This is a genomic window from Klebsiella quasipneumoniae subsp. quasipneumoniae, from assembly GCF_020525925.1.
GTDB lineage: Bacteria > Pseudomonadota > Gammaproteobacteria > Enterobacterales > Enterobacteriaceae > Klebsiella > Klebsiella quasipneumoniae.
Genome location: NZ_CP084876.1, coordinates 1,592,551 through 1,618,338 on the forward strand (window position 1 = coordinate 1,592,551; position 25,788 = coordinate 1,618,338).

The following is a 25,788-nucleotide window of genomic DNA, read 5'->3' on the forward strand; positions in this document are numbered from 1 at the left end:
ACACTGCCGGGGCAGTGTTTTTTATCCCGCTTCCAGCCAAGGGATAACCGGCGGCGGTAGAGGACAGTTTACGAGCGGCTCAGGACTCGACGCGCTTCGTTGTAGCGCTTTTTCCAGTATGGCTCATCCATGCTGGAGATGGTCACTCCGCTGCTGGTAGAGGCGTGAACAAACTGATTGTTGCCGAGGTAGATCCCGACATGGCGGCCGGTAGAGCCGGCGCGGAACAGAACCAGATCGCCAGTACGCAGCTGGGTACGGGAAATCGATTTTCCGGTTTCCTGCTGTTCAGAAGTTGAACGCGGCAGTTCCAGACCAAATTGTTCGCGGAAGGTGCGCTGCACGAACGCCGAGCAGTCGATACCTTTGCGAGTGCTGCCGCCGAGGCGGTAACGCACGCCTTTCCAGCTGGCATACTGATCCATTAAACGGGACTTCACGTCCAGGTTACGGACCATCGTTTCAAATTCATCCTGAGAGGCTTGCAGTGATGATAAATCGCCACTACCCACAGCATGCGTCTCAGAATGCATATTCCTGGCGGTACTTGTTGAACTACACGCGGAAAGCAGAACCGCTACTGCAATCGCGGGGGCTACCCGCAAGATGTATCTCAAAATCGGCTGAGATTTGACCATGCTGTTTATTTTCCCTTGTTGTCCTTAACGACAATGTCGTTATAAAAAATGCCAAACGTGTTAGAGCCTAAATACCCATCCGCAATGAGACAATTCCTTAAGCTTAAATTTGTGCAGTCACGCACAATTTTATTCAGGGCCTGAATTAATGTTGCGGAAAAGGCAAAACGAGAACGAGATTACCCTATCAAACGCCGCATGGCGAGCGGTTTTGCGCGATTTCTTATAAGTATTTTGGTGACAAAAAGTGAATCATCGGGAAAGGACAAAATTGCGGCAATTACGGGCAAAAAACAGACAATTCCTTCATTTGTCACGGGATTAATGTGACAAGAAGATGAACGCGATGTTGAAAAAAAGGACAATTGAAAAAAGGGACCCAAAAGGTCCCCTTATAGATAATGCCCCTGGCGGCGGCCCGCGGCTTTATTTGGCCGATATTCCGCCGGGTAAGTAGCGATCGAAAAAGGCGATCAGTTTATCGCTCAGCGGCGTCATCAATACCCAGGGCGCGCCAATCAGCACGGCGGTCAGAGAGCCGACGGCAATATCGCTGAACCAGTGGGCGCCAATCATCACCCGCGGGAAAGCAAAGACCACAAATATCACCAGCGCCACGGCCAGCGCGCGGCGGCCAAAATAGCGCCACATAAAGCTCGCGAAGATCAGCAGCATCATCCCATGATCGCCGGGGAAGCTGTCCTTGGAAGCATCCTTAGTGGGGAAATTAACGACGTCGCTGACGCGGGTGACACCGTTAAAAAACAGCGACGGACTGGCGCGCTGAACCGGCATCAGGTGTTGCGCCAGCTGGTTGATGATCACCGCCGCCAGCAGCATCACCACGCCCATAATGGCGATCTGACGACGGCCTGCCGCCGGCGCCTTGAGCCAGTAGCTGAGCATCAGGCAACCCATCGCCAGCAGCGAGCAGGCGTCGAAGGCGCGATTGTTGATGATCGCCAGCAGCCAGGCGTAAGCGCGGCTGACGCTGACGCCATGGTTAAAGAAATGGAAGATCGCGGCGTCTACCGGCGCCCACGCGCCGTGGTTGGCTGGCAGATACCAGGAGCAAAATAGCGCCACACCCGCGATGTTAAGCAGCAGGATTAAAGGAATTCGGTTTTTCATCATAGCCATTGCGATTTTGTGACAGTCGGCGGCAACCTTAGCCGCCTTAACTTAAACGAAGCCTCAACAATGAGGTCTGGAGCGCGTTCCAGTCGGCTTCATGGGCGGAGATAAGCTCGATGCGGCTATCGGGCGGGGCGACGCTAAGGGTCTCGATATGCAGATCCTCGCCCTGGCGGTTGATCCGCACCGCCCCTTCGGCAATGCGCAGCACACCTTTGACGCGCGCCACCGGCGCCAGCCGGGCCCACTCCAGCAGGGCGATGGTGTCAAAGACCGTTTCCGCGTCGAAGATCCAGCCGCAGGCCTGATAGCTCTGGCCGCTGTTAAGGTGGCGGCGCCAGCGCTGGTGTTCCGCCAGACTAAGGGCGGCGAGACCGGCTGTGGGGGGATGGCGGTGAGCGTGCTCCGCGCTCGCCGGCAGCGGGGCGGTGTTGCGCCGCGGTTCATCAAGCAGGGCCAGGTCGATATTACCCTGGGTCGCTGACACCTGGCGGCGATCGCCGCCCCAGCGTTGCCACCAGTCGACAAACGCCTGAGCGCTTTCGGGCGTTTCCCGATCGCTTTTATTGGCCACGATGATGTCCGCCGCCGCCAGCTGGTCGCGAAAGTTGTCGTTGTTGACCGCTTTCTCGTCCAGTAGCTGACGCGGATCGAGGATGCACAGGGTCGCGCGCAGATCGATCCAGGGTTCATACACCGCCGCGGTGAGGATATCGAGGATCTGCTTTGGATGGCCAAGTCCGGTGGGCTCAATCAACAGACGATCGGGTTTCCCCTGGCGCAGCAGGGTATTCAACCCGACCTGCATCGGCAGGCCATTGACACAGCACATGCAGCCGCCGGGGATCTCCTTGAGCAGGGCGCCGCTGTCGGCCAGCAGGGCGCCGTCTATCCCGACTTCGCCAAACTCGTTAACCAGTACGGCCCATTTTTCATCCGCAGGCTTCTGCGCCAGTAGATGAAGAATCGAGGTCGTCTTACCGCTGCCGAGAAAGCCGGTGATCAAATTGGTTCTGGTCACTCTTTTCTCCAGGATAAATGTAATGTTGTAACAGTTACGCCTATCCTGACGAAAAAAGAGGGAAAAGAGAAGTCCTGAGGCGGACAGAAGGAAATTCTGTCCGCATAAGCGCAAATATTGTTAAGAATTGAGCGCGCGGGCAACCGCCTCGCGGGCGCCGTGCATCGCCAGCTGCTGCCAGGCGGCGCGGATCCCGGCGACAAACTGCGCGTTGCGCGGCAGGTCGCGGCCAAATATTTCCTCCAGACCCAGCAGGGCGTCAACGCGCTGCTGCTCATCGCTCTGCGCCACCCGCTGCTGGATCTTGTCCACCAGCGGATCGCGGACGTCGATGGCCTGACCGGCATCGTCCGTACCGCTGACGTAGCGCATCCAGCCGGCTACGCCGAGGGCCAGCAGCGGCCAGCGGCTGCCGCGCTCAAGATGCACGCGAATACCGTCGAGCATACGCTGGGGCAGCTTCTGGCTGCCGTCCATGGCGATTTGCCAGGTACGGTGTTTGAGCGCCGGGTTGCTGAAGCGCGCGATCAGGCTGTCGGCATAGGCCGCCAGATCGACGCCGGTAATGGTCAGCGTCGGGGCCTGTTCGTCAAGCATCAGCTGGCGGGCGGCGCGGCGGAAGACCTCATCCTGCATGCAGTCGCTGACGTGCGCATGACCTGCCAGATAGCCAAGCCAGGCGAGGAAAGAGTGGCTGCCGTTGAGCATCCGCAGCTTCATCTGCTCCCAGGGCAGCACGTCGTCGGTCATCTGCACGCCCGCCGTCTCCCAGGCGGGGCGCCCGGCGACAAAGTGGTCTTCGACCACCCACTGAATGAAGGGTTCGCAGCTGATGGCGCAGGGATCTTCCACCCCCAGCACGGCGGCGATTTCCGCCAGCGACTCCGCGGTGGCGGCGGGAACAATGCGATCCACCATGGTGCCCGGGAAGCTAACGTTGTCGGTGATCCAGCTCGCCAGCGCCGGACTGCGTTTTTCCGCCATGCCGAGGACGGCATTTTTCACCACGTGGCCGTTGTCGGGAATGTTATCGCAGGAGAGCACGGTAAAGGGCGACAGGCCTCGTTCCCGGCGGCGGGCCAGCGCTTCAACTAAAATACCGGGAGCCGACTGCGGCAGCGTCGGATTTTCCAGATCGTGAACGATACGCGGATGCGTCGGATCCAGCTTGCCGGTCGCCGGATCGATGCAATAGCCTTTTTCCGTGATGGTCAGCGAGACAATCGCTACCTGCGGCTCGCAAAATTTCTCGATAATCGCCGCCAGCGAATCGAGCCTGGCGTTCAGGCATTCGTGTACCGCGCCGATAACAATGGGCTGATTACCGTCGGCGCCTTTTTCCAGTACGGTAAACAGGTGGTCCTGTTCGCGAAGCTGGCTCATCAGCGTATCGCCGCTGAACAGACTAATTTCGCAGATCCCCCAGTCGCCGCCGATGTTATTCAGCACGCGATCGGTCAGCAGCGCCTGGTGCGCGCGATGAAACGCGCCAAAGCCGAAATGGACAATACGCGAGCGGAGCTGGCTGCGATCGTACTGAGGACGTTGCACGTTTTCCGGTAGCGTAGCGGTTGCAATTGTTGTCATTCTTTACACACCTGTTTAACTGCTTATTAACATTGCCAGTCTAAAGTTATATGACAGGAAATTAAATTGGTAAGCCGAAATTATCCGCTGACTGTGAGCTGGATCAATCAATGCGCCGGCTCTGTTTGCAGCCTGACGAGAAACATGTATGGTAGTCGTCATGATTGTCGCCATTATTGGTATAACAACTTTTGTGAGGGCATAGCGATGGAGCAAACCTGGCGGTGGTATGGGCCGAACGATCCGGTATCGCTTGATGATGTACGACAGGCGGGGGCGACCGGGGTCGTCACTGCGCTGCACCATATTGCAAACGGTCAGGTCTGGCCGGTCGACGAGATTAAAGAGCGTCAGGCGCTGTTAGCGGCGAAAGGGCTGACCTGGTCGGTGGTCGAAAGCATTCCGGTGCACGAGGATATTAAAACCCACAGCGGACAGTATGCGACCTGGATTGCCAACTATCAGCAGAGCATCCGCAACCTCGCGGCCTGCGGCATCGATACCGTATGCTACAACTTTATGCCGATCCTCGACTGGACGCGCACCGATCTGGAATATGAGCTGCCGGACGGCTCCCGGGCGCTGCGTTTCGATCAGATCGCCTTCGCCGCCTTTGAACTGCATATCCTCAAACGCCCGGGGGCGGAAGCGGATTACAGCGAAGAAGAGCAGCGCCAGGCCGAGGCGTATTACAAGGCGATGAGCGAAGCGGACATTGAGAAACTGACCCGCAATATCATCGCCGGCCTGCCGGGGGCGGAAGAGGGCTACACCCTCGACCAGTTCCGCGCGCGCCTGGCGGAATATGACCACATCGATAAAGCGCAGCTGCGCGAAAATATGGCCTATTTCCTGCGGGCCATCGTACCGGTGTGCGAAGAGGTGGGGATCCGACTGGCAGTGCATCCGGACGATCCGCCGCGGCCGATCCTGGGCCTGCCGCGTATCGTGTCGACCATCGAAGATATGCAGTGGCTGAAAGAGACAGTGGACAGCATCAATAACGGCTTTACCATGTGCACCGGATCCTATGGCGTCCGCGCCGATAACGATCTGGTGAAGATGGTGGAAACCTTTGGCGATCGCATCCACTTTACCCATCTGCGCGCCACCTGCCGCGAGGCGAACCCGAAAACCTTCCACGAGGCGGCGCACCTTAGCGGCGACGTCAATATGGTGGCGGTGGTGGATGCGATTCTGCGTGAAGAGCAGCGGCGTAAACAGGCCGGCGATCTGCGCCCGATCCCGTTCCGTCCGGATCATGGTCATCAGATGCTGGACGATCTGCGCAAGAAAACCAACCCAGGCTATTCGGCGATTGGCCGTCTCAAGGGGATGGCGGAAGTGCGCGGCGTGGAGCTGGCGCTGAAGATGACCAAATACCCTGAACTGCTGTAATCGCGGCAACGGGGATAACAAAAAGGACAGCCAGCGGCTGTCCTTTTTTCTGGTCAACTCGTCACGGAAAATTAATCCGCGCGGCCCATATAGCGGCACTCTTCGATATGAATGCGGATTTTCTCACCTGTGGTCAGGTATTCCGGCACCTGAATCACCAGGCCGGTGCTCATGGTGGCAGGCTTGGTGCGGGAGCTGGCGGATGCCCCTTTAATACCCGGCGCGGTTTCGATAATTTCCAGGTCCACGGTCTGCGGCAGCTCAAGCGCCAGCAGCTGACCATCCCAGGTCAACACCTGCATATCCGGCATGCCGCCTTCCGGAATAAACTGCAGCTCTTCTTCGATCTGCTCTTTCGTGAAGGTGTAAGGGGTGTAGTCTTCTTTATCCATGAACACGTATTCGTTGCCATCGACATAGGAGAAGTCAACGAAACGGCGGGTCAGGGTCACGGTATCGACGATATCGTCGCCTTTGAAGCGCTCTTCTACTTTCAGGCCGGTACGCACATCGGAGAAGCGCATTTTATACAGTGTCGCAGCACCGCGGGCGCTGGGTGACTGAATATCGATATTTTTTACAATCAGCAGCTTGCCGTTGTAATTCAGCACCATACCTTTTTTAATTTCATTCGCTCTTGGCATTGCAGTAATCCTGTCACTTAACGAGTCAAAAATATCGCGTAAAACTACTCGCGCCCGGGCGTTCAGGCAAGTGGAATTCGCGAGTTTTGCTATCTTCTGGCAAAACGTTTAGGCTGTGGCGCAAAATGAGCGTTTGGGAGCTGGGTTGTGGAATGTCGTACTGATTGTGGCGCATGTTGCATCGCCCCCTCTATATCCTCGCCGATCCCCGGCATGCCGCAGGGCAAGCCGGCCAATACCCGCTGTATTCAGCTCTCCGAGCACAATCTGTGCCTGATTTTCGGCTCCCCACTGCGCCCGAAGGTGTGCGCCAGCCTGCAGCCCTCGCCGGAGATGTGCTTCACTCATCGTGATGACGCCATCACCTGGCTGCTGGAGCTTGAGCTGGCCACCGCGCCCTGAGCTTAAAGCAGCAAATGAGACAGGTTTTTGATATGGACGCTGAGGCCGTCCAGCAGCGCCTGGACGCGTAGCGGAAGAATGTCCCGTCGCTGGTAGATAAGCCAGGCCTGCAGATCGATGCAGCGCTCCTTCTTCAGACAGGGAACCAGCTGTCCTGCCGCCAGCTCGGTGGCGAGTGAATAGTAGGGCGCATAAACGATCCCCATCCCCAGCTTCGCCAGCTCCACCGCCGGCAGCGTGTTATCGCACACGAATCCCCCCTTTACCGTGAGATTGAGCGGTTTGCCGTTTTTGCTTTTGAAGGTCCAGATATTGTCGCTGCCGCCCAGCATGCGCAGGGTGATGCACTCATGATCCACCAGCGCCTCCGGCTCGGCGATAGGGTGTTGCGCCAGGTAATCCGGGGAGGCGAAAACGCCGGTGCGAAAGCGGGTGAAGGGGCGGGCGATAAGGTTTTCATTCTGTGGCTTAAAGGGGCTTATCAGCAGATCGCAGTCGCTATTGAAAATGGCGCCGTATTTCTGTTCCCGCTCGCTGGCGTTGCGGGTGACCAGATTGATCTGCAGCTCCGGCAGCGTTTTTCTTAGCGCCGGCAGAATATAGCGCCCGAGAAACTGGTGGATGCCGATGGGCGCCCCAAGGGTGACGACGCCCTGCAGCGTGTTTTTATAACGGTCGGCGAGGTTGATAAGCTGCTCATGCTGCTCAAGAACGGCGCTGCTGGCGTGAATAAACTGCTCGCCGAACTCGGTACGCACCAGTTCCCTGGCGGTGCGCAGAAAAATGGCCAGGCCGACTTTCCGCTCCACGCTGGTCAGCGTCCGTGAGACGTTAGACTGGGGCATATTCAGGCGCTGTGCTGCCCGGCTTACGCTGGCGGTTTCGGCGATGGCGCAGAGGATCCTCAGCTCATCCATTTTAAAGTCTTTCAACATCTTATCGCTTCCTGATATTGATGGTATATCAAAAATGATATACCAGTTTGGCGGAATTGCCATGTGATTTATTGATCTGCTGAACGTATGATGGCCTTTGCCGTGAACAGTCGGTTATTTAAGGAAACCTGTGCGTTTTATTGCTTCTTTTGTGGTTCTCGACGTCATTAATAATAACGATCTTCCCGCTGGCTTTCTGAGTGTATATGCACCATGCTGCTTAATTATTTTGCTTTGTTTGTATTAATACTGGTTTTTCTCATACTGTTTTATGGAGTTATTATTATCCACGATATTCCCTATCACATCGCGCAAAAACGCCAGCACCCCCATCAGGACGCGATTCATGTGGCGGGCTGGATAAGCCTGTTTACCCTGCATGCTATCTGGCCTTTCCTGTGGATCTGGGCCACGCTGTACCGGCCCGATCGTGGCTGGGGGATGGCTTCGCAGTCCGAGGGACATCAGCAGCGAGCGGAGCTGGAAAAACGCATTGCGTTACTTGAAGCGGCGTTAAAAAACAGCCAGCAGGCGTCGGCGGAGAATAGCGAGAAATAATATGGATCTGTTAATTATCCTTTGCTATGTCGCCATTGCCTGGGGCGTGTTTAAGATATTTCGCATTCCAGTAAATAAATGGACAATCCCGACAGCGATATTAGGCGGAATAGTGGTCGTTGGCGCGTTAATATTAACGATGAACTATAACCACCCCTATACGATGCGAGCGCAAAAAATTGTCGTCTCCATTCCGATGGTGCCCCAGGTATCAGGCGAGGTGGTGGAGGTCACCAGTAAAACCAATGTGTTAATGAAGAAGGGCGAACTGCTGTTCCGCATCGACGATACCCGCTACCGCGCGCGGCTGAACAAGCTGAAAGCCGATCTGGCGGCCGAAGAGGCCACGCTGCGGGCGAAGCAGGCGACCATTGACGATGCCCGTGCCAGAGTACAGCAGGCGCAGGCGGAGTACGACCGGGTCACCCGTGACAACCAGCGCTATGCTCAGGGGGCGGCCATGCCGGTGAATCCTTTTTCGGAACAGGATGTGACTCACGCGAGGCAGCAGGTGCAGATCCAGGCGGCGGTCCTGCAGGCGGCGAAAGCGCAATTACAAAACGCCAGAGAGCAGGTATCCGGCCGCTACCACGGGCTGGATGCCAATATTGCCAGCCTGAAATCGCAGATCCTTGAGGCGGAGTATAATCTGGCGCAAACCGTGATTCGCGCGCCGAGCGACGGCTACGTCACACAGCTTCTGGCGCGGCCGGGGATGACCGCGGTGCGTCTGCCCTTCAAGCCGGTGCTGGTGTTTATTCCCCAGCAAAAGCGCCAGGTGGTGGCGGTATTCCGTCAGAACTCGGTCCTGCGTCTGACGGCCGGGGACAGCGCGGAGGTGGTGTTTAACGGTCTGCCGGGCAGCGTCTACAGCGGTAAGGTATCGCGCGTGTTGCCGACCGTCCCGGACGGCAGCTATCAGGCCAGCGGCGCGCTGCAGGGGCTGAACGCCGGGGCGGGGAAAGAGGGCATTTACGTGCTGATCGACCTCGATCCCCATCCAGAAGTGGAACATTTACCGGACGGGGTCAGCGCCCAGGCGGCGGTATATACCGATTATTTTGCCCATGTGTCGATTATGCGCAAGGTTCTGCTGCGCATGACCAGCTGGCTGCATTATCTCTATCTGGATCACTAATCTGCACTGCCCGGCTCCGGCCGGGCAACCTTATCTATACGTCTCTGATCCGCCACAGGCAGGCCTGCGTGGCGATCCCCATAACCAGCGCTATCCAGAACACCGCATGATAGCTCCAGATCTCTGCCACCACGCCCGCCAGTGAGCCGGCGATGATCCAGCCGACGCGGGTGGTATTGGTGTAGAGGGTGGTGGCCGCGCCCGCCTGCCCGGGCATCAAATCCTGGAAATAAAGCATGCCAATCCCGGCGAGGATCCCGATATAGATGGCGTTCAGCACCTGCATCGCCAGCAGCAGCGCCGGCGTGTGCACCGTCAGCATGCCCACATAAAACAGCACCCCAGCCACCGCGGAAAGGCGCATCAGAAAGCGTTTACCGAAGCGCCGGGCGTAGTAACCGGCAATCAGCATGGTGGGAATTTCCAGCCCGGCGGAGGTCCCCATCATCAGGCCGGCCAGCTTCTCCGGCAGATGCAGCTCGTTAATGATAAACAGCGGCATATTAATGATGTACAGGCTGTTGGTGCCCCACATCAGCGTGCAGATGCTGAACAGCAGCAGCGCATCGCGGCGGTGCGTGCGCGGGGCTTCCAGCCGGCCAGTCGCCACCGCCTTCGCTTTGCGCATGCTGGGCAAGAACAGCCAGACCATGATCCCGCAGACGATAAACGCCGCCGCGGCGCTGAGGTACATCGCGGTAAAGCCAAACCCCATCGCCAGCGCATAGGCCAGCGGGGGACCAATCACCCAGGCCAGGGAGACCTGGGCGCGCAAAATGGAGCTGAACATCACCGCTTCGCGGCCGGTTTTGTCGGCATGCTCGCGCGCGAGGGCGAACATCTGCGGGTTGGCGGTCGAACCAAAGCTGCTAAGGAATACGCCGATGAACAGCAAAATGAAATAGTTCCGGTTCCAGGCAAACAGCACGCAGGCCAGCACCCCCAGCAGGCAGCAGACGACAATCAGCTGCTTGCGATCGCCCTGACGGTCAGAACGTCCGGCGAGGAACTGGCTGACCAGAATGCCGATGACGGCGCTGCCGGTAAAAAAGAAACCCACCATCGCCGGGCGGACATGCACTTCATTGGTCAGAAACAGGCTCAGGGTCGGCGTCTGCAACGCCCCGGCAATGCCCGTCAGAAAGGCGACGATCAGGAAGGCGGAAGAGGTGACATCGAACCCGCGTCGGGGAAGGGCGGCGCTTCGGTTTTCCATGTGTTTGGTTTTCTGTAGTTTCAGGAGACGGCGCGGAGTTTACGCCTGCTGGCTGAAAATAAACAGTAGTATGGCACGAATAATTAAAAAGGTGTTTCAAAATAGAGGGTTCAGCAAAAAGCTGACGTTTACCGCAGCCAGGCGCCAGGGCTTCAGCAAAAGTGTGCAGTACCTCTAAGTTCTGCAATCAAGTCGCTGACGTACCTTGCGCGTTGAGCAAGAAAGGTACAGAATTCTTGAAACGTTTCAGCGTCATTCGGCATATCGTTCACCGTCAGATGGCGCCTTTTTTCTCAAGTTAGCTGAAACGATTCAATTCAGCAGGAGAGGAGAACCATGTTCCAGTTATCTGTGCAGGATATTCATCCCGGCCAGCAGGCCGGTAATAAAGAAGAGGCCATCCGGCAGGTCGCCGCCGCGCTGGTCAGCGCCGGCAACGTGGCCGATGGCTACGTGAACGGCATGCTGGCGCGCGAGCAGCAGACCTCCACCTTCCTCGGCAACGGGATCGCGATCCCGCACGGCACGACGGATACGCGTGACCAGGTGCTGAAGACCGGCGTTCAGGTGTTTCAGTTCCCGCAGGGCGTCACCTGGGGCGAAGGGCAGACCGCCTATGTGGCGATCGGGATTGCCGCCAGCTCAGATGAACACCTCGGCCTGCTGCGTCAGCTGACCCATGTGCTGAGCGATGACGCGGTCGCCGCCCAGCTGCAGTCCGCCACCACCGCGGAAGAGCTGCGTGCGCTGCTGATGGGGGAGAAACAGAGCGAAGCGCTGAAGCTGGACAACGAGACCCTGAGTCTCGACGTCGCGGCCAGCGATCTGCTGACCCTGCAGGCGCTGAACGCCGCGCGTCTGAAAGAAGCAGGCGCTGTGGATTCCGCTTTCGTTAGCCACGTCATTAACGATACGCCGCTGAACCTCGGTCAGGGCATCTGGCTGAACGACAGCGCCGAAGGCAATCTGCGCAGCGCCGTGGCGGTCAGCCGCGCCGCCACCGCCTTCACCCGCGACGACCAGCCGGTTTCCCTGCTGGTTACGGTGGCGATGACCGACGATCAGCCAACCGCGGTGCTGAACCGCCTGAGCAAGCTGCTGCTGGACAAGAAAGCTGACCATCTGCTGAAAGCCGACGCCGCCACCGTGCTGGCGCTGCTGACCAGCGACGACGCGATTGCCGAAGATGTGCTGAGCGCCGAATTCGTGGTGCGCAATGAGCACGGCCTGCATGCCCGTCCGGGCACCATGCTGGTCAACACCATTAAACAATTTTCCAGCGACGTCACCGTCACTAACCTCGACGGTTCCGGCAAGCCGGCCAACGGCCGCAGCCTGATGAAGGTCGTGGCGCTGGGTGTGAAAAAAGGTCACCGTCTGCGCTTTACCGCGCAGGGTGAGGATGCGCAACAAGCGCTGGATGCGATTGGCGAAGCGATCGCCGCAGGCCTTGGGGAGGGCGCATAAATGAGCAGACGTGTAGCAACCATTACTTTAAACCCGGCGTACGATCTGGTGGGCTTCACCCCGGAGATCGAGCGCGGTGAAGTGAACCTGGTGCGTACCACCGGCCTGCACGCCGCCGGGAAAGGCATCAACGTGGCGAAAGTGCTGAAAGATCTTGGCATTGACGTCACCGTCGGCGGCTTCCTGGGGAAAGACAACCAGGATGGCTTTCAGCAGCTGTTCAGCGAGCTGGGGATCGCCAACCGTTTCCAGGTGGTGCAGGGCCGGACCCGCATCAACGTTAAGCTGACGGAAAAAGATGGCGAAGTGACCGATTTCAACTTCTCCGGCTTTGAAGTGACCCCAGGCGACTGGGAACGCTTCGTCAACGACTCCCTGAGCTGGCTGGGGCAGTTCGATATGGTCTGCGTCAGCGGCAGCCTGCCGTCCGGCGTCAGCCCGGAAGCCTTTACCGACTGGATGACCCGTCTGCGCAGCCAGTGCCCGTGCATCATTTTCGACAGCAGCCGCGAAGCGCTGGTTGCCGGACTGAAAGCGGCGCCGTGGCTGGTGAAACCGAACCGTCGCGAGCTGGAGATCTGGGCTGGCCGTAAGCTGCCGGAGATGAAAGACGTTATCGACGCCGCCCATGCGCTGCGCGAGCAGGGGATCGCCCACGTGGTGATTTCCCTGGGCGAAGAGGGCGCGCTGTGGGTGAACGCCTCAGGCGAGTGGATTGCCAAACCGCCTTCAGTCGAAGTGGTCAGCACCGTTGGCGCCGGCGATTCGATGGTCGGCGGCCTGATTTACGGCCTGCTGATGCGTGAATCCAGCGAGCATACCCTGCGCCTGGCGACCGCCGTCGCTGCCCTGGCTGTCAGCCAGAGCAACGTCGGGATCACCGACCGTACCCAGTTGGCCGCGATGATGGCGCGCGTCGACTTACAACCCTTTAATTGACAGCAGGAGAGGCATAATGAAAACGCTGCTGATTATTGATGCCGGACTCGGACAGGCGCGCGCCTATATGGCGAAAACCCTGCTGGGTGCCGCAGCGCCAAAAGCGCACCTTGAACTGATTGATAATCCGAACGACGCCGAACTGGTGATTGTTCTCGGGTCGGCGCTGCCCACTGACAGCGCGCTGAACGGCAAACAGGTCTACCTCGGCGATATTAATCGCGCCGTGGCGCACCCGGAGCTGTTCCTCAGCGAAGCCAAAGGCCACGCGACGCCGTACGCGGCGCCTGCCGCCGCGGCAGTCCCGGCGGCCACCGGCGGACCGAAACGTATTGTCGCGGTCACCGCCTGTCCGACCGGCGTTGCTCATACCTTTATGGCGGCAGAAGCCATTGAAACCGAAGCCAAAAAACGCGGCTGGTGGGTGAAAGTGGAAACCCGCGGCTCCGTCGGCGCGGGCAATGCTATCACCCCGGAAGAGGTGGCCGAGGCGGATCTGGTGATCGTCGCCGCCGATATCGAAGTCGACCTGGCGAAATTCGCCGGCAAGCCGATGTATCGCACCACCACCGGTCTGGCGCTGAAGAAAACCGCCCAGGAGCTGGACAAAGCGGTGGCTGAAGCCAAACCGTACCAGCCTTCCGGTAAACCTCAGGCTGCTGGCGAAGGTAAAAAAGAGTCGGCGGGCGCCTACCGCCACCTGCTGACAGGCGTCTCCTACATGCTGCCGATGGTGGTGGCGGGCGGCCTGTGTATCGCGCTCTCCTTTGCCTTCGGGATCAAAGCGTTTGAAGTGAAAGACACCCTCGCGGCGGCGCTGATGCAAATCGGCGGCGGCTCGGCCTTCGCGCTGATGGTGCCGGTGCTGGCGGGCTTTATCGCCTTCTCTATTGCCGACCGTCCGGGTCTGACCCCGGGTCTTATCGGCGGTATGCTGGCGGTCAGCGGCGGCTCCGGCTTTATCGGCGGGATCATTGCCGGTTTCCTTGCCGGTTACGTGGCGAAAGCCATCAGCACTAAGCTGAAACTGCCGCAGAGTATGGAAGCGCTGAAGCCGATTCTGATCATTCCGCTGGTCTCCAGCCTGATCGTGGGCCTGGCGATGATCTACCTGATTGGTAAACCGGTCGCCGGTATCCTCGCCTGGCTGACCCACTGGCTGCAAACCATGGGCACCGCCAACGCGGTTCTGCTGGGCGCGATCCTCGGCGCGATGATGTGTACCGACATGGGCGGCCCGGTGAACAAAGCGGCCTATGCCTTCGGCGTTGGCCTGCTGAGTACCCAGACCTACGCGCCGATGGCGGCGATCATGGCGGCCGGTATGGTGCCTCCGCTGGCGATGGGTATCGCGACGCTGGTTGCCCGCAATAAGTTCGACAAAGGGCAGCGGGAAGGGGGTAAAGCCGCGCTGGTTCTCGGCCTGTGCTTTATCTCTGAAGGGGCGATTCCTTTTGCCGCCCGTGACCCGATGCGCGTGCTGCCTTGCTGTATCGTCGGCGGCGCGGTAACCGGCGCTATCTCGATGGCGATTGGCGCGAAACTGATGGCGCCGCACGGCGGGCTGTTTGTTCTGCTGATCCCGGGGGCGATTACGCCAGTGCTGGGCTACCTGCTGGCGATTGTTGCCGGGACGCTGGTGGCGGGCCTCTCCTACGCGGTGCTGAAACGCCCGGAAGCGCAGGTAGCGGAAGTCGAAAAAGCGGCATAATCTCTGCGCAATAAAAAAGGGCCGACTGTTCGGCCCTTTTTTTATGTCTCTATTTACGCCACTTCGGCGATCTGCTGCGCCCGCAGCCAGGCAATCTCTTCCGCCCAGATATCCGGGTTGATGGTTTCCAGAATCAGCGGAATGCCGTCGAAGCGGTTGTCCTGCATGATCCAGCTGAAGCAATCGTGGCCGATGTTGCCCTCCCCCAGGCTATGGTGACGGTCAACCCGGCTGCCGAAGGCGCTCTTGGCATCGTTAAGGTGCATGCCGCGCAGATACTGAAAGCCGACGATACGGTCGAAGTCGGCAAAGGTCTTCTCGCAGGCTTCCGCGCTGCGCAGGTCATAGCCGGCGGCGAACGCGTGGCAGGTATCGATGCAGACGCCGACGCGGGTTTTATCTTCCACGCCGTCGATGATGGCCGCGAGGTGCTCGAACTTAAAGCCGAGGTTGCTGCCCTGGCCGGCGGTATTTTCGATCACCGCGGTAACGCCTTCGGTCTTCGCCAGCGCGATATTGATCGATTCGGCGATGCGCGCCAGACACTCTTCCTCCGGGATCTGCTGCAGATGGCTGCCGGGGTGGAAGTTGAGCAGCGTCAGCCCCAGCTGCTGGCAGCGGGTCATCTCATCGATGAAGGCGTCACGGGATTTTTCCAGCGCCTCTTCCACCGGGTGGCCGAGGTTAATCAGGTAGCTGTCGTGCGGCAGGATCTGTCCGGGGCCAAAGTGATACTTTTCACAGGCGGCTTTGAATTCGGCGATGGTCTGGTCGCTGAGCGGCGCGGCGCGCCACTGGCGCTGATTTTTGGTGAAGAGGGCGAAGGCGGTTGCTTCGATTTCGGCGGCGCGAATGGCGGCATTGGCCAGTCCACCTGAGGCGCTCACGTGCGCTCCTACGTATTTCATAAAAAAACTCCAGTTAAAGCCGCTGGGGGGTGGGTAATGATAGCGGCTTAACTGGAGAAAGATGTAGTGCTTTATGCCATCAGGCTGTGGATGGCGACGTTAATGGCCCCGCCGCCGACAATCAACCAGACGAACAGCATCAGCGCCATCAGCAGCGGTTTCGCCCCGGCTTTTTTCAGGGCGCTGACGTGAGTGGTCACCCCAAGAGCGGCCATCGCCATCGCCAGCAGGACGGTATCCAGCGTCACCAGCATCTCCACGACCGCTTTCGGCAGCAGATGGAAGGAGTTAAACACCGCCACCAGGATGAACATAATGGCAAACCACGGAATGGTGATTTTGCTTTTCTCGCCGTTACCCGCCGGGGTCAGCTGTTTAACACGCGCCGCCAGGAACAGCAGGAACGGGGCCAGCATCATCACGCGCAGCATTTTAGCGATAACCGCGGCGTTCTCCGCATCCGGGCTGACCGCATGGCCGGCGGCGACGACCTGCGCCACTTCATGCATGGTGGAACCCATATAGATCCCGTAGGTCTCCGGGGTAAACCAGTGCGCCAGCAGCGGGTACATCGCCGGGTAGAGGAAGATGGCGATGGTACCGAAGATCACCACCGTGGCGACGGCGACGGTCACTTTACTGGCTTCAGCTTTGACCACCGGCTCGCTGGCGAGCACTGCCGCCGCGCCGCAGATGCTGCTGCCGGCGCCGATCAGCCAGCTGGTGTGCTTATCGAGCCCAAACACTTTCTGGCCCAGGAAGCAGGCGATGAAAAAGGTGCTGGAGAGCGTCAGAACGTCAATCAAAATACCGCTCACGCCGACGTCGGCAATTTGGGCGAACGTCAGGCGGAAGCCGTAGAGGATGATCCCCAGGCGCAGCAGATACTGTTTGGCGAAGATCACCCCGCCGTCGCAGGGCTGCCAGATTTTCGGATAGACCGTGTTACCGACGACCATCCCGAACAGGATAGCGAGGGTCAGGGCGCTGAAGCCCGCCCCGGCGATGGCCGGGAAGCTACCGGCCCACAGGGCGGCGCCGGTCAGGGCGGCGGTCAGCGCCAGGCCTGGGACAAAATGCCACAGGGAACGATGTTTGGTGGGTAAAGTGAGTGCTGTCATAACCTTCTCCTTTGTCTGCCTAAAGGTTACGCCGCGCGGGATTAAATATAAAATTGATTATATGTTTATAATCAATCGTAATAAGTGGTTAATGGCCGCTTCGCCGGGGACAACGGGGCAGGGGAGTGAGGCGCGCAAGCGAGCAGCTCTTGTCAGCAAGACGATGATTTTGTGACGTAAGGGGATTTTCCTTCCGTCAGCCGCCTCGATTTGTGTCACCATAGTAAGGAAGGTTATTCAGACTGGATTACTAAACGGGTGGGTTATGCATATTACGCTGCGGCAGCTGGAAGTGTTCGCCGAAGTCCATAAGAGTGGGTCGACCACTCAGGCGTCACAGATGCTGGCGCTTTCGCAATCGGCGGTCAGCGCCGCGCTGACCGATCTGGAAGGGCAGCTTGGTGTACAGCTGTTCGACCGCGTCGGCAAGCGGCTGGTGGTCAATGAGCATGGACGGCTGCTCTATCCGCGCGCCCTGGCGTTGCTGGAGCGGGCCCTGGAGATCGAGCAGCTGTTTCGCGGCGACAACGGGGCGATTCGGGTCTACGCCAGCAGCACCATCGGCAACTATATTATGCCGGAGATCATTGCCCGCTATCGCCATGACTTCCCGGATCTGCCGGTTGAGCTGAGCGTGGGCAACAGCCTGGACGTGATCAACGCCGTTGCCGACCTGCGGGTGGATTTCGGTCTGATCGAGGGGCCGTGCCATGCCGCCGATATTATCGCCGAGCCGTGGCTGGAAGATGAGCTGGTGGTGTTTGCCGCGCCTGACTCGCCGCTGCTGGCGGGGGAGGTGACCCTGCAGCAGCTGGCCGAGGCGCCGTGGATCCTGCGCGAGCATGGGTCTGGCACCCGGGAGATTGTCGATTACGTTCTGCTGTCGCATCTGCCGGCGTTTCATCTGGGGATGGAGCTGGGCAACTCGGAGGCGATCAAACACGCGGTGCGCCATGGGCTGGGGATCAGCTGCTTATCGCGGCGGGTGATTGCCGAACAGCTGGCCTCCGGCACGCTGGCGGAGCTGAAAGTGCCGCTGCCCCGGCTGACGCGCACGCTGTGGCGGATCCACCACCGGCAGAAGCATATTTCCAAAGCATTACAACGTTTTCTGCAGTATTGCCAGGTGTAGCGATCCGGCTTTATCGCCTGATAGAGGGGGGGAATTTGCTGGCAATTCCGCAGGTTAGTGCTTTACTAATAATTTGCGGTCGATCATGAAGCTCTCTTATAACTTTGCATTTGTACCGGATGGAACCCCGATCGTCTGCTACAATCGCGCCTCATTTTTTGGATGGATAGCATTATCACATGGTTTCGGAAACTAAAACCACAGAAGCGCCCACGCTACGTCGTGAACTAAAGGCGCGCCACTTGACCATGATCGCCATCGGCGGTTCCATCGGTACGGGTCTTTTTGTTGCCTCTGGCGCAACGATTTCGCAAGCAGGTCCCGGCGGGGCGCTGCTGTCTTATATTCTGATCGGTCTGATGGTCTATTTCCTGATGACCAGCCTGGGCGAACTGGCGGCGTTTATGCCGGTGTCCGGTTCCTTCGCCACCTACGGGCAGAATTATGTTGAAGAGGGCTTCGGCTTCGCGCTGGGCTGGAACTACTGGTACAACTGGGCGGTAACGATCGCCGTTGACCTCGTGGCCTCGCAGCTGGTGATGAGCTACTGGTTCCCTGATACCCCAGGCTGGATCTGGAGCGCCTTGTTCCTCGGTATTATGTTCCTGCTGAACTGGATCTCGGTGCGCGGCTTTGGCGAGGCGGAATATTGGTTCTCGCTGATCAAAGTGGCCACCGTCATTATCTTTATCATCGTCGGCGTGATGATGATTGTCGGCATCTTCAAAGGGGCGCAGCCTGCCGGCTGGAGCAACTGGGGGATCGCGGATGCGCCGTTTGCCGGCGGCTTCTCGGCGATGATCGGCGTGGCGATGATTGTCGGCTTCTCCTTCCAGGGCACCGAGCTTATCGGTATTGCCGCCGGTGAGTCTGAGAACCCGGAAAAGAACATTCCGCGCGCGGTGCGCCAGGTCTTCTGGCGTATCCTGCTGTTCTACGTCTTCGCGATCCTGATTATCAGCCTGATCATTCCGTATACCGATCCGAGCCTGCTGCGCAACGATGTTAAAGATATCTCCGTCAGCCCGTTCACGCTGGTCTTCCAGCACGCCGGTCTGCTGTCGGCGGCGGCGATCATGAACGCCGTTATCCTGACGGCCGTTCTGTCGGCGGGTAACTCGGGGATGTACGCCTCTACGCGTATGCTGTATACCCTGGCCTGCGACGGCAAAGCGCCGCGCATTTTCTCGAAGCTGTCGCGTGGCGGCGTACCGCGCAACGCCCTGTACGCGACCACCGTTATCGCGGCGCTGTGCTTCCTGACTTCGATGTTCGGTAACCAGACGGTGTACCTGTGGCTGCTGAACACCTCGGGGATGACGGGCTTTATCGCCTGGCTGGGGATTGCCATCAGCCACTATCGTTTCCGTCGTGGCTTCGTCCTGCAGGGTAACGATATTAATAATCTGCCGTATCGTTCCGGGTTCTTCCCGCTGGGGCCGATCTTCGCCTTCGTGCTGTGCCTGATCATCACCCTCGGACAGAACTACGAAGCGTTCCTCAAGGACACCATTGACTGGGGCGGCGTGGCGGCGACCTACATCGGTATTCCGCTGTTCCTCGTCATCTGGTTTGGGTACAAACTGGCGAAAGGCACCCGCTTCGTTCGCTACAGCGAAATGACCTTCCCGGACCGCTTTAAGCGTTAATCTTCGCTATTGTGCGATAAAAGCCCTCTGTAAAGAGGGCTTCATCGTGCTGGCCAGGCGCAATCTTCAGGAATTGCCCGGCGGCGCTGCGCTTGCGCGGGCCTACAGATATCTGCGTAACTGTTTGATATTGCAATTTTTCGTAGGCCGGGTAAGGCGAAAGCCGCCACCCGGCAGACATATGAGTACGATAACGAAAACAGGTTTGCATCACCCGGAAGCCCTCTGAAAAGAGGGCTTCATCGTGCTGGCCAGGTGCAATCTTCAGGAATTGCCCGGCGGCGCTGCGCTTACGCGTGCCTACAGATATTTGCGTAACTGTTTGATATTGCAATTTTTCGTAGGCCGGGTAAGGCGAAAGCCGCCACCCGGCAGACATATGAGTACGATAACGAAAACAGGTTTGTCATCACCCGGAGCCCTCTGAAAAGAGGGCTTCATCGTGCTGGCCAGGTGCAATCTTCAGGAATTGCCCGGCGGCGCTGCGCTTGCGCGGGCCTACAGATATCTGCGTAGCTGTTTGATATTGCAATTTTTCGTAGGCCGGGTAAGGCGAAAGCCGCCACCCGGCAGACAGATGAGTACGATAACGAAAACAGGTTTGTATCACCCGGAAGCCCTCTGAAAAGAGGGCTTCATCTTGCTGGTCAAGCGCAATCTTCAGGAATTGCCCGGCGGCGCTGCTTGCGCGGGCTTACAGATATTTGCGTAACTGTTTGATATTGCAATTTTTCGTAGGCCGGGTAAGGCGAAAGGCGCCACCCGGCAGACAGATGAGTACGATAACGAAAACAGGTTTGTATCACCCGGAAGCCCTCTGAAAAGAGGGCTTTTTTTATGTCCACACGGTTACAGCCTGACACAATTATTCATAATTAGATTGATAATAGAAATCATTATCTTTATCATTTCCGACCATTACGGATGAAGCCACTCCCCCCGTCTCTGCCATGTGTACAGACTGACATCGGGCGACCAGCCACATCGACGAGAAAACAGCGCGAGTCTACCGCCGACAGAGCGGCAGGCCGCCAGCGCGTGTGAGCAGCACCTTTTTGTTTGTTTGGTTGTACACCTCATGGAGATTTGGAATGTTCAGGTTAAACCCTTTTATCCGGGCGGGATTGTCTGCGTCCGTCGTATCGTTGGCGTTTCCGGCCCTGGCCGATGTGAATGAAGAAACGCTGGTGGTGACCGCCTCGGCCACTGAACAGAGCGTCAAAGACGCACCGGCGAGCATCAGCGTCATCACCCAGCAGGATTTGCAGCGCAAGCCGGTGCAGAACCTGAAAGACGTACTGCGAGATGTGCCCGGGGTCCAGCTCACCAACGAAGGGGATAACCGCAAGGGCGTCAGCATTCGCGGTCTGAGCAGCAGCTATACCCTGATCCTTGTCGACGGGAAACGCGTCAACTCCCGGAACGCCGTCTTCCGCCACAATGACTTCGACCTGAACTGGATCCCGGTGGATGCCATCGAACGTATCGAGGTGGTGCGTGGCCCGATGTCCTCCCTGTACGGCTCTGATGCGCTCGGCGGCGTGGTCAACATTATTACCAAAAAAATCGGCCAGAAATGGACCGGGACGCTGAGCGCCGATACCACCATTCAGGAACACCGCGACCGCGGCGATACCTGGAACGGCCAGTTCTTCACCAGCGGCCCGCTGATCGACGGCGTGCTCGGGATGAAGGCCTACGGCAGCCTGGCGAAGCGCGCCAAGGACGATCCGCAGTCTTCCAGCAATGCCACCGGCGAAACGCCGCGCATCGAGGGCTTCACCAGCCGCGATGGCAATGTTGAATTCGCCTGGACGCCGAACGACAACCACGATTTCACCGCGGGCTATGGCTTTGACCGCCAGGATCGCGACTCCGATTCCCTTGACCGCAACCGCCTTGAGCGTGAGAACTACTCCCTGAGCCATAACGGCCGTTGGGAGATGGGCAACAGCGAGCTCAAGTTTTACGGCGAAAAGGTGGATAACAAAAATCCGGGGCAGAACGGCACCATCACCTCGGAAAGCAATGCCATCGACGGCAAGTATGTCCTGCCGCTGGACATGATTAACCAGCTGGTGACCTTCGGCGGCGAATGGCGCCACGACAAGCTGAAAGATCCGGTCAACCTGAGCAGCGGCGGCCAGTCCACCTCCGCCAGCCAGTACGCCCTGTTTATTGAAGACGAATGGCGCATCATCGAGCCGCTGGCGCTGACCACCGGCATTCGTATGGACGACCATCAGACCTATGGCGATCACTGGAGCCCGCGCGCCTATCTGGTGTATAACGCCACCGATACCGTCACCGTCAAAGGCGGCTGGGCGACGGCGTTTAAAGCCCCGTCGCTGCTGCAGCTTAACCCCGACTGGACCACCAACTCCTGCCGCGGCTCGTGCAGCATCATCGGTAACCCGGATCTGAAGCCGGAAACCAGCGAAAGCTTCGAGCTTGGTCTCTACTATCGTGGGGAAGAGGGCTGGCTGCAGGATGTTGAAGGCAGCATCACCACCTTCCAGAATAATGTCGACGATATGATTGATGTTCTGCGCACCTCCAGCGCCAGCGAAGCGCCGGGCTACCCGAACTTTGTCGGCTGGAAAACCGTCAACGGTAAGCGCGTGCCGATCTTCCGCTATTTCAACGTCAACAAAGCGCGCATCAAAGGGGTGGAGACTGAGGTGAAGATCCCGTTCGGCGATGAGTGGAAGCTGACGGTGAACTACACCTACAACGATGGTCGCGATCTGAGCAACGGCGGCGACAAACCGCTGCAGACGCTGCCGTTCCATACCGCCAACGGCACGCTTGACTGGAAACCGCTGGACGACTGGTCCTTCTACGTGACGGCCAACTATACCGGCCAGCAGCGCGCGGTGAGCGCCACCGGCAAAACGCCGGGCGGCTATACCCTGTTTGACGTCGGCGCGGCGTGGCAGGTCACCAAAAACGTGAAACTGCGCTCCGGGGTGCAGAACGTGGGCGATAAAGATCTCAACCGGGACGACTACAGCTATACCGAAGAGGGCCGTCGCTACTTTATGGCCGTGGATTATCGCTTCTGATCGTTGGCGCTTAACGATGGCCTGCGCCGCGACGTGGAGTCGCGGCGCAGGTTGCGTTTAGCTAAAGAGATGCTGCGCGTGGAAACGCAGATGGTCTTCGATAAACGAGGCAATAAAGTAGTAGCTATGATCGTAACCGGGCTGGATGCGCAGCGTTAACGGCCAGGCCTTCTGCCGCGCGACCTCCGCCAGCACCGCGGGCTGCAGCTGTCCGGCGAGGAACGGATCGTTATCGCCCTGATCGATAAGCGTCGGCACCGCGTCCGCCGGCTGGCTGGCCTGCATCAGGGCGCAGCTGTCCCAGGCGCGCCATGTCGATTCATCGGCGCCGAGATAGGCGGTAAACGCTTTCTTGCCCCACGGCACCTGGGAGGGATTGACGATTGGCGCGAAGGCGGAGACGCTGGCGTAGCGGCCGGGATTGGTGAGCGCCATGATAAGCGCGCCGTGACCGCCCATCGAGTGGCCGCTGATGGCGCAGCGTTCGCCGACGGTAAACTCGCTGCGGATAAGCGCGGGCAGTTCGTCGCGCAGGTAATCGTACATCCGGTAGTGCGCCGACCACGGCGCCTCGGTGGCGTTCAGGTAGAAGCCAGCGCCTTGCCCCAGATCGTAACCGTCATCGTTGGCCACCTCGTCACCGCGCGGGCTGGTATCCGGCATCACCAGCGCGATGCCCAGCGCGGCGGCAATGCGCTGAGCGCCCGCCTTGGTGGTAAAGTTTTCATCGTTACAGGTCAGCCCGGACAGCCAGTACAGCACCGGCGGCGGCGTTTCACGCTCAGGCGGTAAAAAAATGCTGAACGTCATGGCGCAGTTCAGGACAGGGGAGTGATGACGCCAGCGTTGTTGCTGGCCGTCAAAACAGCGATGCTCTTCAAGCAGTTCCATGCAAGGCTCCTCGGAAGGGATGTGCGCGTAAACGTTCATAATACAGATATTTCATTAGCCGGTGAGCAACTTTCACTTTCTCCTTTTGAGAACTTACTGCATCATTAATGCAACTTATAGCCAACATGCCGGTGTAGCGATGGCGCTTATGGATGCGTACAGCGGTTGGATCATTCCGGATTCGGCGATAGGGATTTGGCGTCGCGCCTGAGGCGTGGCTTCGCGCCTTAATAAAAGGCAGCGCCAATTTCAATAATTATCGTTACGGCTACTGGATTCTGTGCGCCACCTCACGCACAATGAATACAAACTTTGCCCCCAGAAAAAGCAAAGAGCGCCACACCTGCAGGAGAAACCCAAATGTCATCACTGAGTAAAGAAGCCGTCCTCGTTCATGAAGCGCTGGTCGCTCGTGGGCTGGAGACGCCGATGCGTGCGCCAGTACAAGAAATTGATAACGAAACACGCAAGCGTTTGATTACCGGTCATATGACCGAGATTATGCAACTGCTGAATCTGGATCTGAGTGATGACAGTCTGATGGAGACCCCGCATCGCATCGCCAAAATGTATGTCGATGAGATCTTCTCCGGACTGGATTACTCCCGTTTCCCGAAAATCACCGTCATTGAAAACAAAATGAAGGTCGATGAAATGGTCACCGTGCGCGATATCACCCTGACCAGCACCTGCGAACACCACTTTGTCACCATCGATGGTAAAGCGACGGTAGCCTATATCCCGAAAGATTCGGTGATCGGCCTGTCGAAAATCAACCGCATCGTGCAGTTCTTCGCCCAGCGCCCGCAGGTCCAGGAGCGTCTCACGCAGCAGATCCTGATCGCGCTGCAGACGCTGCTCGGCACCAGCAACGTGGCGGTATCCATTGACGCGGTGCATTACTGCGTGAAAGCCCGCGGCATCCGCGACGCGACCAGCGCCACTACCACCACCTCCCTCGGTGGCCTGTTCAAATCCAGCCAGAATACCCGCCAGGAATTCCTGCGCGCAGTACGTCACCACAACTAAAACGGAGCAGGGTACATGGAGAGAAATGTCACGCTGGACTTTGTCCGCGGCGTCGCCATCCTCGGTATCCTGCTTCTCAATATCAGCGCCTTCGGCTTGCCGAAGGCCGCTTACCTCAATCCGGCCTGGTCAGGAAGCGCGACCCTCAGCGACGCCTGGACCTGGGCGATCCTTGACCTGCTGGCGCAGGTGAAGTTTCTTACCCTGTTCGCGCTGCTGTTTGGCGCCGGTCTGCAGCTCCTGCTCCCCCGCGGCAAACGCTGGATCCAGTCGCGGTTGACCCTGCTGGCGTTGCTTGGTTTCATTCACGGTCTCTTCTTCTGGGATGGCGATATTCTGCTGGCCTACGCCCTGGTGGGGCTGGTGAGCTGGCGCATGGTGCGCGAGGCGCAGCATGTTAAATCGCTGTTTAACACCGGGGTGGTGCTCTACCTCACCGGTATTGCGGTGCTGGTCCTGCTGGGGATTATCTCGGGGACGGCCGCGAATCGCTCCTGGGTACCGGACGCGGCCAATCTGCAGTATGAGCAGTACTGGAAGCTGCACGGCGGCATGGAGGCGGTCAGCAACCGGGCGGATATGCTGTCGGACAATCTGTTGGCGCTCGGCGCGCAGTATGGCTGGCAGCTGGCGGGGATGATGCTGATAGGCGCGGCGCTGATGCGCAGCGGCTGGCTGAAAGGGCAGTTCAGCCAGCGTCACTATCGGCGCACCGGCGCGCTGCTGGTGCTAGCCGGGATGGCGGTGAATGTGCCGGCTATTGTCGCCCAGTGGTATCTGGCCTGGGACTATCGCTGGTGCGCGTTTTTACTGCAGGCGCCGCGTGAACTGAGCGCCCCGCTGCAGGCTATCGGCTATGCCTCGCTGGCCTGGGGCTACTGGCCGCAGCTCTGCCGTTTCCGCCTGGTGGGGGCTATCGCCTGCGTCGGACGCATGGCGCTGAGCAACTACCTGCTGCAGACCCTGATCTGCACCACCCTGTTTTATCATCTCGGGCTGTTTATGCGCTTCGATCGTCTGCAGCTGCTGGCCTTTGTTCCCCCCATCTGGGCCGTCAACCTCCTCGTGTCATCACTCTGGCTGCGCCGCTTCCGCCAGGGGCCGGTGGAATGGCTGTGGCGTCAGTTAACCCTGCGTGCGTCAGGGACATCATTGAAAGACACATCCAGATAACGATCTCGATCACAATCATTAACAAAACGGAT

General features: G+C 58.6%; 23 protein-coding genes. 12 read left to right on the forward strand and 11 right to left on the reverse strand.

What is annotated here, in order from left to right; translation table 11 throughout:
- Positions 1 to 68: 68 nt before the first annotated feature.
- The 4 genes from mepS to LGM20_RS07830 form a co-directional block, all read right to left on the reverse strand.
- On the reverse strand, positions 69 to 638 hold the full coding sequence (mepS, locus tag LGM20_RS07815) for a bifunctional murein DD-endopeptidase/murein LD-carboxypeptidase (protein ID WP_004201653.1): 570 nt from the start codon (positions 636 to 638) through the stop codon (positions 69 to 71).
- Positions 639 to 1,064: 426 nt separating this feature from the next.
- Positions 1,065 to 1,778, reverse strand: a complete 714-nt coding sequence (locus LGM20_RS07820) for a phosphatase PAP2 family protein (protein ID WP_072413743.1) — start codon at positions 1,776 to 1,778, stop codon at positions 1,065 to 1,067.
- A 37-nt stretch (positions 1,779 to 1,815) separates the two neighbouring features.
- A complete protein-coding gene (locus LGM20_RS07825; RefSeq protein WP_044524226.1) occupies positions 1,816 to 2,793 on the reverse strand; it encodes a CobW family GTP-binding protein in 978 nt (325 codons plus the stop codon).
- Positions 2,794 to 2,913: 120 nt separating this feature from the next.
- A complete protein-coding gene (locus LGM20_RS07830; RefSeq protein WP_044524225.1) occupies positions 2,914 to 4,380 on the reverse strand; it encodes a mannitol dehydrogenase family protein in 1,467 nt (488 codons plus the stop codon).
- 207 nt (positions 4,381 to 4,587) lie between these two features.
- Between LGM20_RS07830 and uxuA the strand changes: the two genes are divergently transcribed.
- Entirely contained in the window at positions 4,588 to 5,778 is a 1,191-nt protein-coding gene (gene uxuA / locus LGM20_RS07835; RefSeq protein ID WP_023290455.1) for a mannonate dehydratase, read from the forward strand.
- 71 nt (positions 5,779 to 5,849) lie between these two features.
- Here the strand turns inward: uxuA and yeiP are convergent, their stop codons facing one another.
- Positions 5,850 to 6,422 (reverse strand): elongation factor P-like protein YeiP, encoded by a 573-nt coding sequence (gene yeiP, locus LGM20_RS07840; RefSeq protein ID WP_002912951.1) that lies wholly within the window; start codon positions 6,420 to 6,422, stop codon positions 5,850 to 5,852.
- Between the two features lie 147 nt (positions 6,423 to 6,569).
- Between yeiP and LGM20_RS07845 the strand changes: the two genes are divergently transcribed.
- The gene (locus tag LGM20_RS07845; protein ID WP_023290454.1) at positions 6,570 to 6,824 is read left to right on the forward strand and encodes a YkgJ family cysteine cluster protein; all 255 of its coding nucleotides are present in this window, start codon (positions 6,570 to 6,572) and stop codon (positions 6,822 to 6,824) included.
- Between the two features lie 2 nt (positions 6,825 to 6,826).
- Here the strand turns inward: LGM20_RS07845 and LGM20_RS07850 are convergent, their stop codons facing one another.
- Entirely contained in the window at positions 6,827 to 7,759 is a 933-nt protein-coding gene (locus tag LGM20_RS07850) for a LysR family transcriptional regulator (RefSeq protein ID WP_032453533.1), read from the reverse strand.
- Positions 7,760 to 7,972: 213 nt separating this feature from the next.
- Between LGM20_RS07850 and LGM20_RS07855 the strand changes: the two genes are divergently transcribed.
- Together LGM20_RS07855 and LGM20_RS07860 are read left to right on the forward strand one after the other, a co-directional pair.
- Entirely contained in the window at positions 7,973 to 8,317 is a 345-nt protein-coding gene (locus LGM20_RS07855) for a DUF3302 domain-containing protein (protein WP_032453532.1), read from the forward strand.
- Position 8,318: 1 nt separating this feature from the next.
- Complete coding sequence (locus tag LGM20_RS07860) at positions 8,319 to 9,455, forward strand: HlyD family secretion protein (RefSeq protein WP_044524224.1); 1,137 nt, start codon at positions 8,319 to 8,321, stop codon at positions 9,453 to 9,455.
- A 34-nt stretch (positions 9,456 to 9,489) separates the two neighbouring features.
- Here LGM20_RS07860 and setB read toward each other — a convergent pair whose 3' ends face one another.
- On the reverse strand, positions 9,490 to 10,671 hold the full coding sequence (setB, locus tag LGM20_RS07865) for a sugar efflux transporter SetB (RefSeq protein ID WP_044524222.1): 1,182 nt from the start codon (positions 10,669 to 10,671) through the stop codon (positions 9,490 to 9,492).
- Positions 10,672 to 11,007: 336 nt separating this feature from the next.
- Between setB and fruB the strand changes: the two genes are divergently transcribed.
- The 3 genes from fruB to fruA are packed head-to-tail and all read left to right on the forward strand — an operon-like array spanning position 11,008 to position 14,788.
- Positions 11,008 to 12,138 carry a fused PTS fructose transporter subunit IIA/HPr protein gene (fruB, locus tag LGM20_RS07870; protein ID WP_023290452.1) on the forward strand — a complete coding sequence of 377 codons (1,131 nt, stop codon included), beginning with the start codon at positions 11,008 to 11,010 and terminating at the stop codon, positions 12,136 to 12,138.
- A complete protein-coding gene (gene fruK, locus LGM20_RS07875) occupies positions 12,139 to 13,077 on the forward strand; it encodes a 1-phosphofructokinase (RefSeq protein ID WP_002912941.1) in 939 nt (312 codons plus the stop codon).
- A 16-nt stretch (positions 13,078 to 13,093) separates the two neighbouring features.
- Positions 13,094 to 14,788, forward strand: a complete 1,695-nt coding sequence (gene fruA, locus LGM20_RS07880; protein ID WP_044524221.1) for a PTS fructose transporter subunit IIBC — start codon at positions 13,094 to 13,096, stop codon at positions 14,786 to 14,788.
- 53 nt (positions 14,789 to 14,841) lie between these two features.
- Here fruA and nfo read toward each other — a convergent pair whose 3' ends face one another.
- Both nfo and LGM20_RS07890 read right to left on the reverse strand, forming a co-directional pair.
- Positions 14,842 to 15,696, reverse strand: a complete 855-nt coding sequence (nfo, locus tag LGM20_RS07885; protein WP_023290450.1) for a deoxyribonuclease IV — start codon at positions 15,694 to 15,696, stop codon at positions 14,842 to 14,844.
- A gap of 71 nt (positions 15,697 to 15,767) precedes the next feature.
- Positions 15,768 to 16,817, reverse strand: a complete 1,050-nt coding sequence (locus LGM20_RS07890) for a YeiH family protein (protein WP_044524219.1) — start codon at positions 16,815 to 16,817, stop codon at positions 15,768 to 15,770.
- Positions 16,818 to 17,082: 265 nt separating this feature from the next.
- Here LGM20_RS07890 and yieE point away from each other — a divergent pair, with 265 nt between their 5' ends.
- Positions 17,083 to 17,949 (forward strand): DNA-binding transcriptional regulator YeiE, encoded by an 867-nt coding sequence (gene yieE / locus LGM20_RS07895; RefSeq protein ID WP_004201638.1) that lies wholly within the window; start codon positions 17,083 to 17,085, stop codon positions 17,947 to 17,949.
- Positions 17,950 to 18,128: 179 nt separating this feature from the next.
- Complete coding sequence (locus tag LGM20_RS07900; protein WP_023290447.1) at positions 18,129 to 19,598, forward strand: amino acid permease; 1,470 nt, start codon at positions 18,129 to 18,131, stop codon at positions 19,596 to 19,598.
- On the opposite strand, the gene LGM20_RS07905 is transcribed toward LGM20_RS07900, so the two are convergent.
- Entirely contained in the window at positions 19,588 to 19,977 is a 390-nt protein-coding gene (locus tag LGM20_RS07905) for a hypothetical protein (protein WP_044524217.1), read from the reverse strand. The two genes, LGM20_RS07900 and LGM20_RS07905, sit on opposite strands and share 11 nt — an antisense overlap.
- A gap of 712 nt (positions 19,978 to 20,689) precedes the next feature.
- Here LGM20_RS07905 and cirA point away from each other — a divergent pair.
- The gene (cirA, locus tag LGM20_RS07910; RefSeq protein WP_023290446.1) at positions 20,690 to 22,663 is read left to right on the forward strand and encodes a catecholate siderophore receptor CirA; all 1,974 of its coding nucleotides are present in this window, start codon (positions 20,690 to 20,692) and stop codon (positions 22,661 to 22,663) included.
- Positions 22,664 to 22,720: 57 nt separating this feature from the next.
- On the opposite strand, the gene fghA is transcribed toward cirA, so the two are convergent.
- Positions 22,721 to 23,554, reverse strand: coding sequence for an S-formylglutathione hydrolase (fghA, locus tag LGM20_RS07915; protein WP_044524215.1), 834 nt, complete (start codon positions 23,552 to 23,554; stop codon positions 22,721 to 22,723).
- A gap of 360 nt (positions 23,555 to 23,914) precedes the next feature.
- Here fghA and folE point away from each other — a divergent pair, with 360 nt between their 5' ends.
- Entirely contained in the window at positions 23,915 to 24,583 is a 669-nt protein-coding gene (folE, locus tag LGM20_RS07920) for a GTP cyclohydrolase I FolE (protein WP_023290444.1), read from the forward strand.
- 15 nt (positions 24,584 to 24,598) lie between these two features.
- Complete coding sequence (gene yeiB / locus LGM20_RS07925; protein ID WP_044524213.1) at positions 24,599 to 25,756, forward strand: DUF418 domain-containing protein YeiB; 1,158 nt, start codon at positions 24,599 to 24,601, stop codon at positions 25,754 to 25,756.
- Positions 25,757 to 25,788 lie beyond the last annotated feature (32 nt).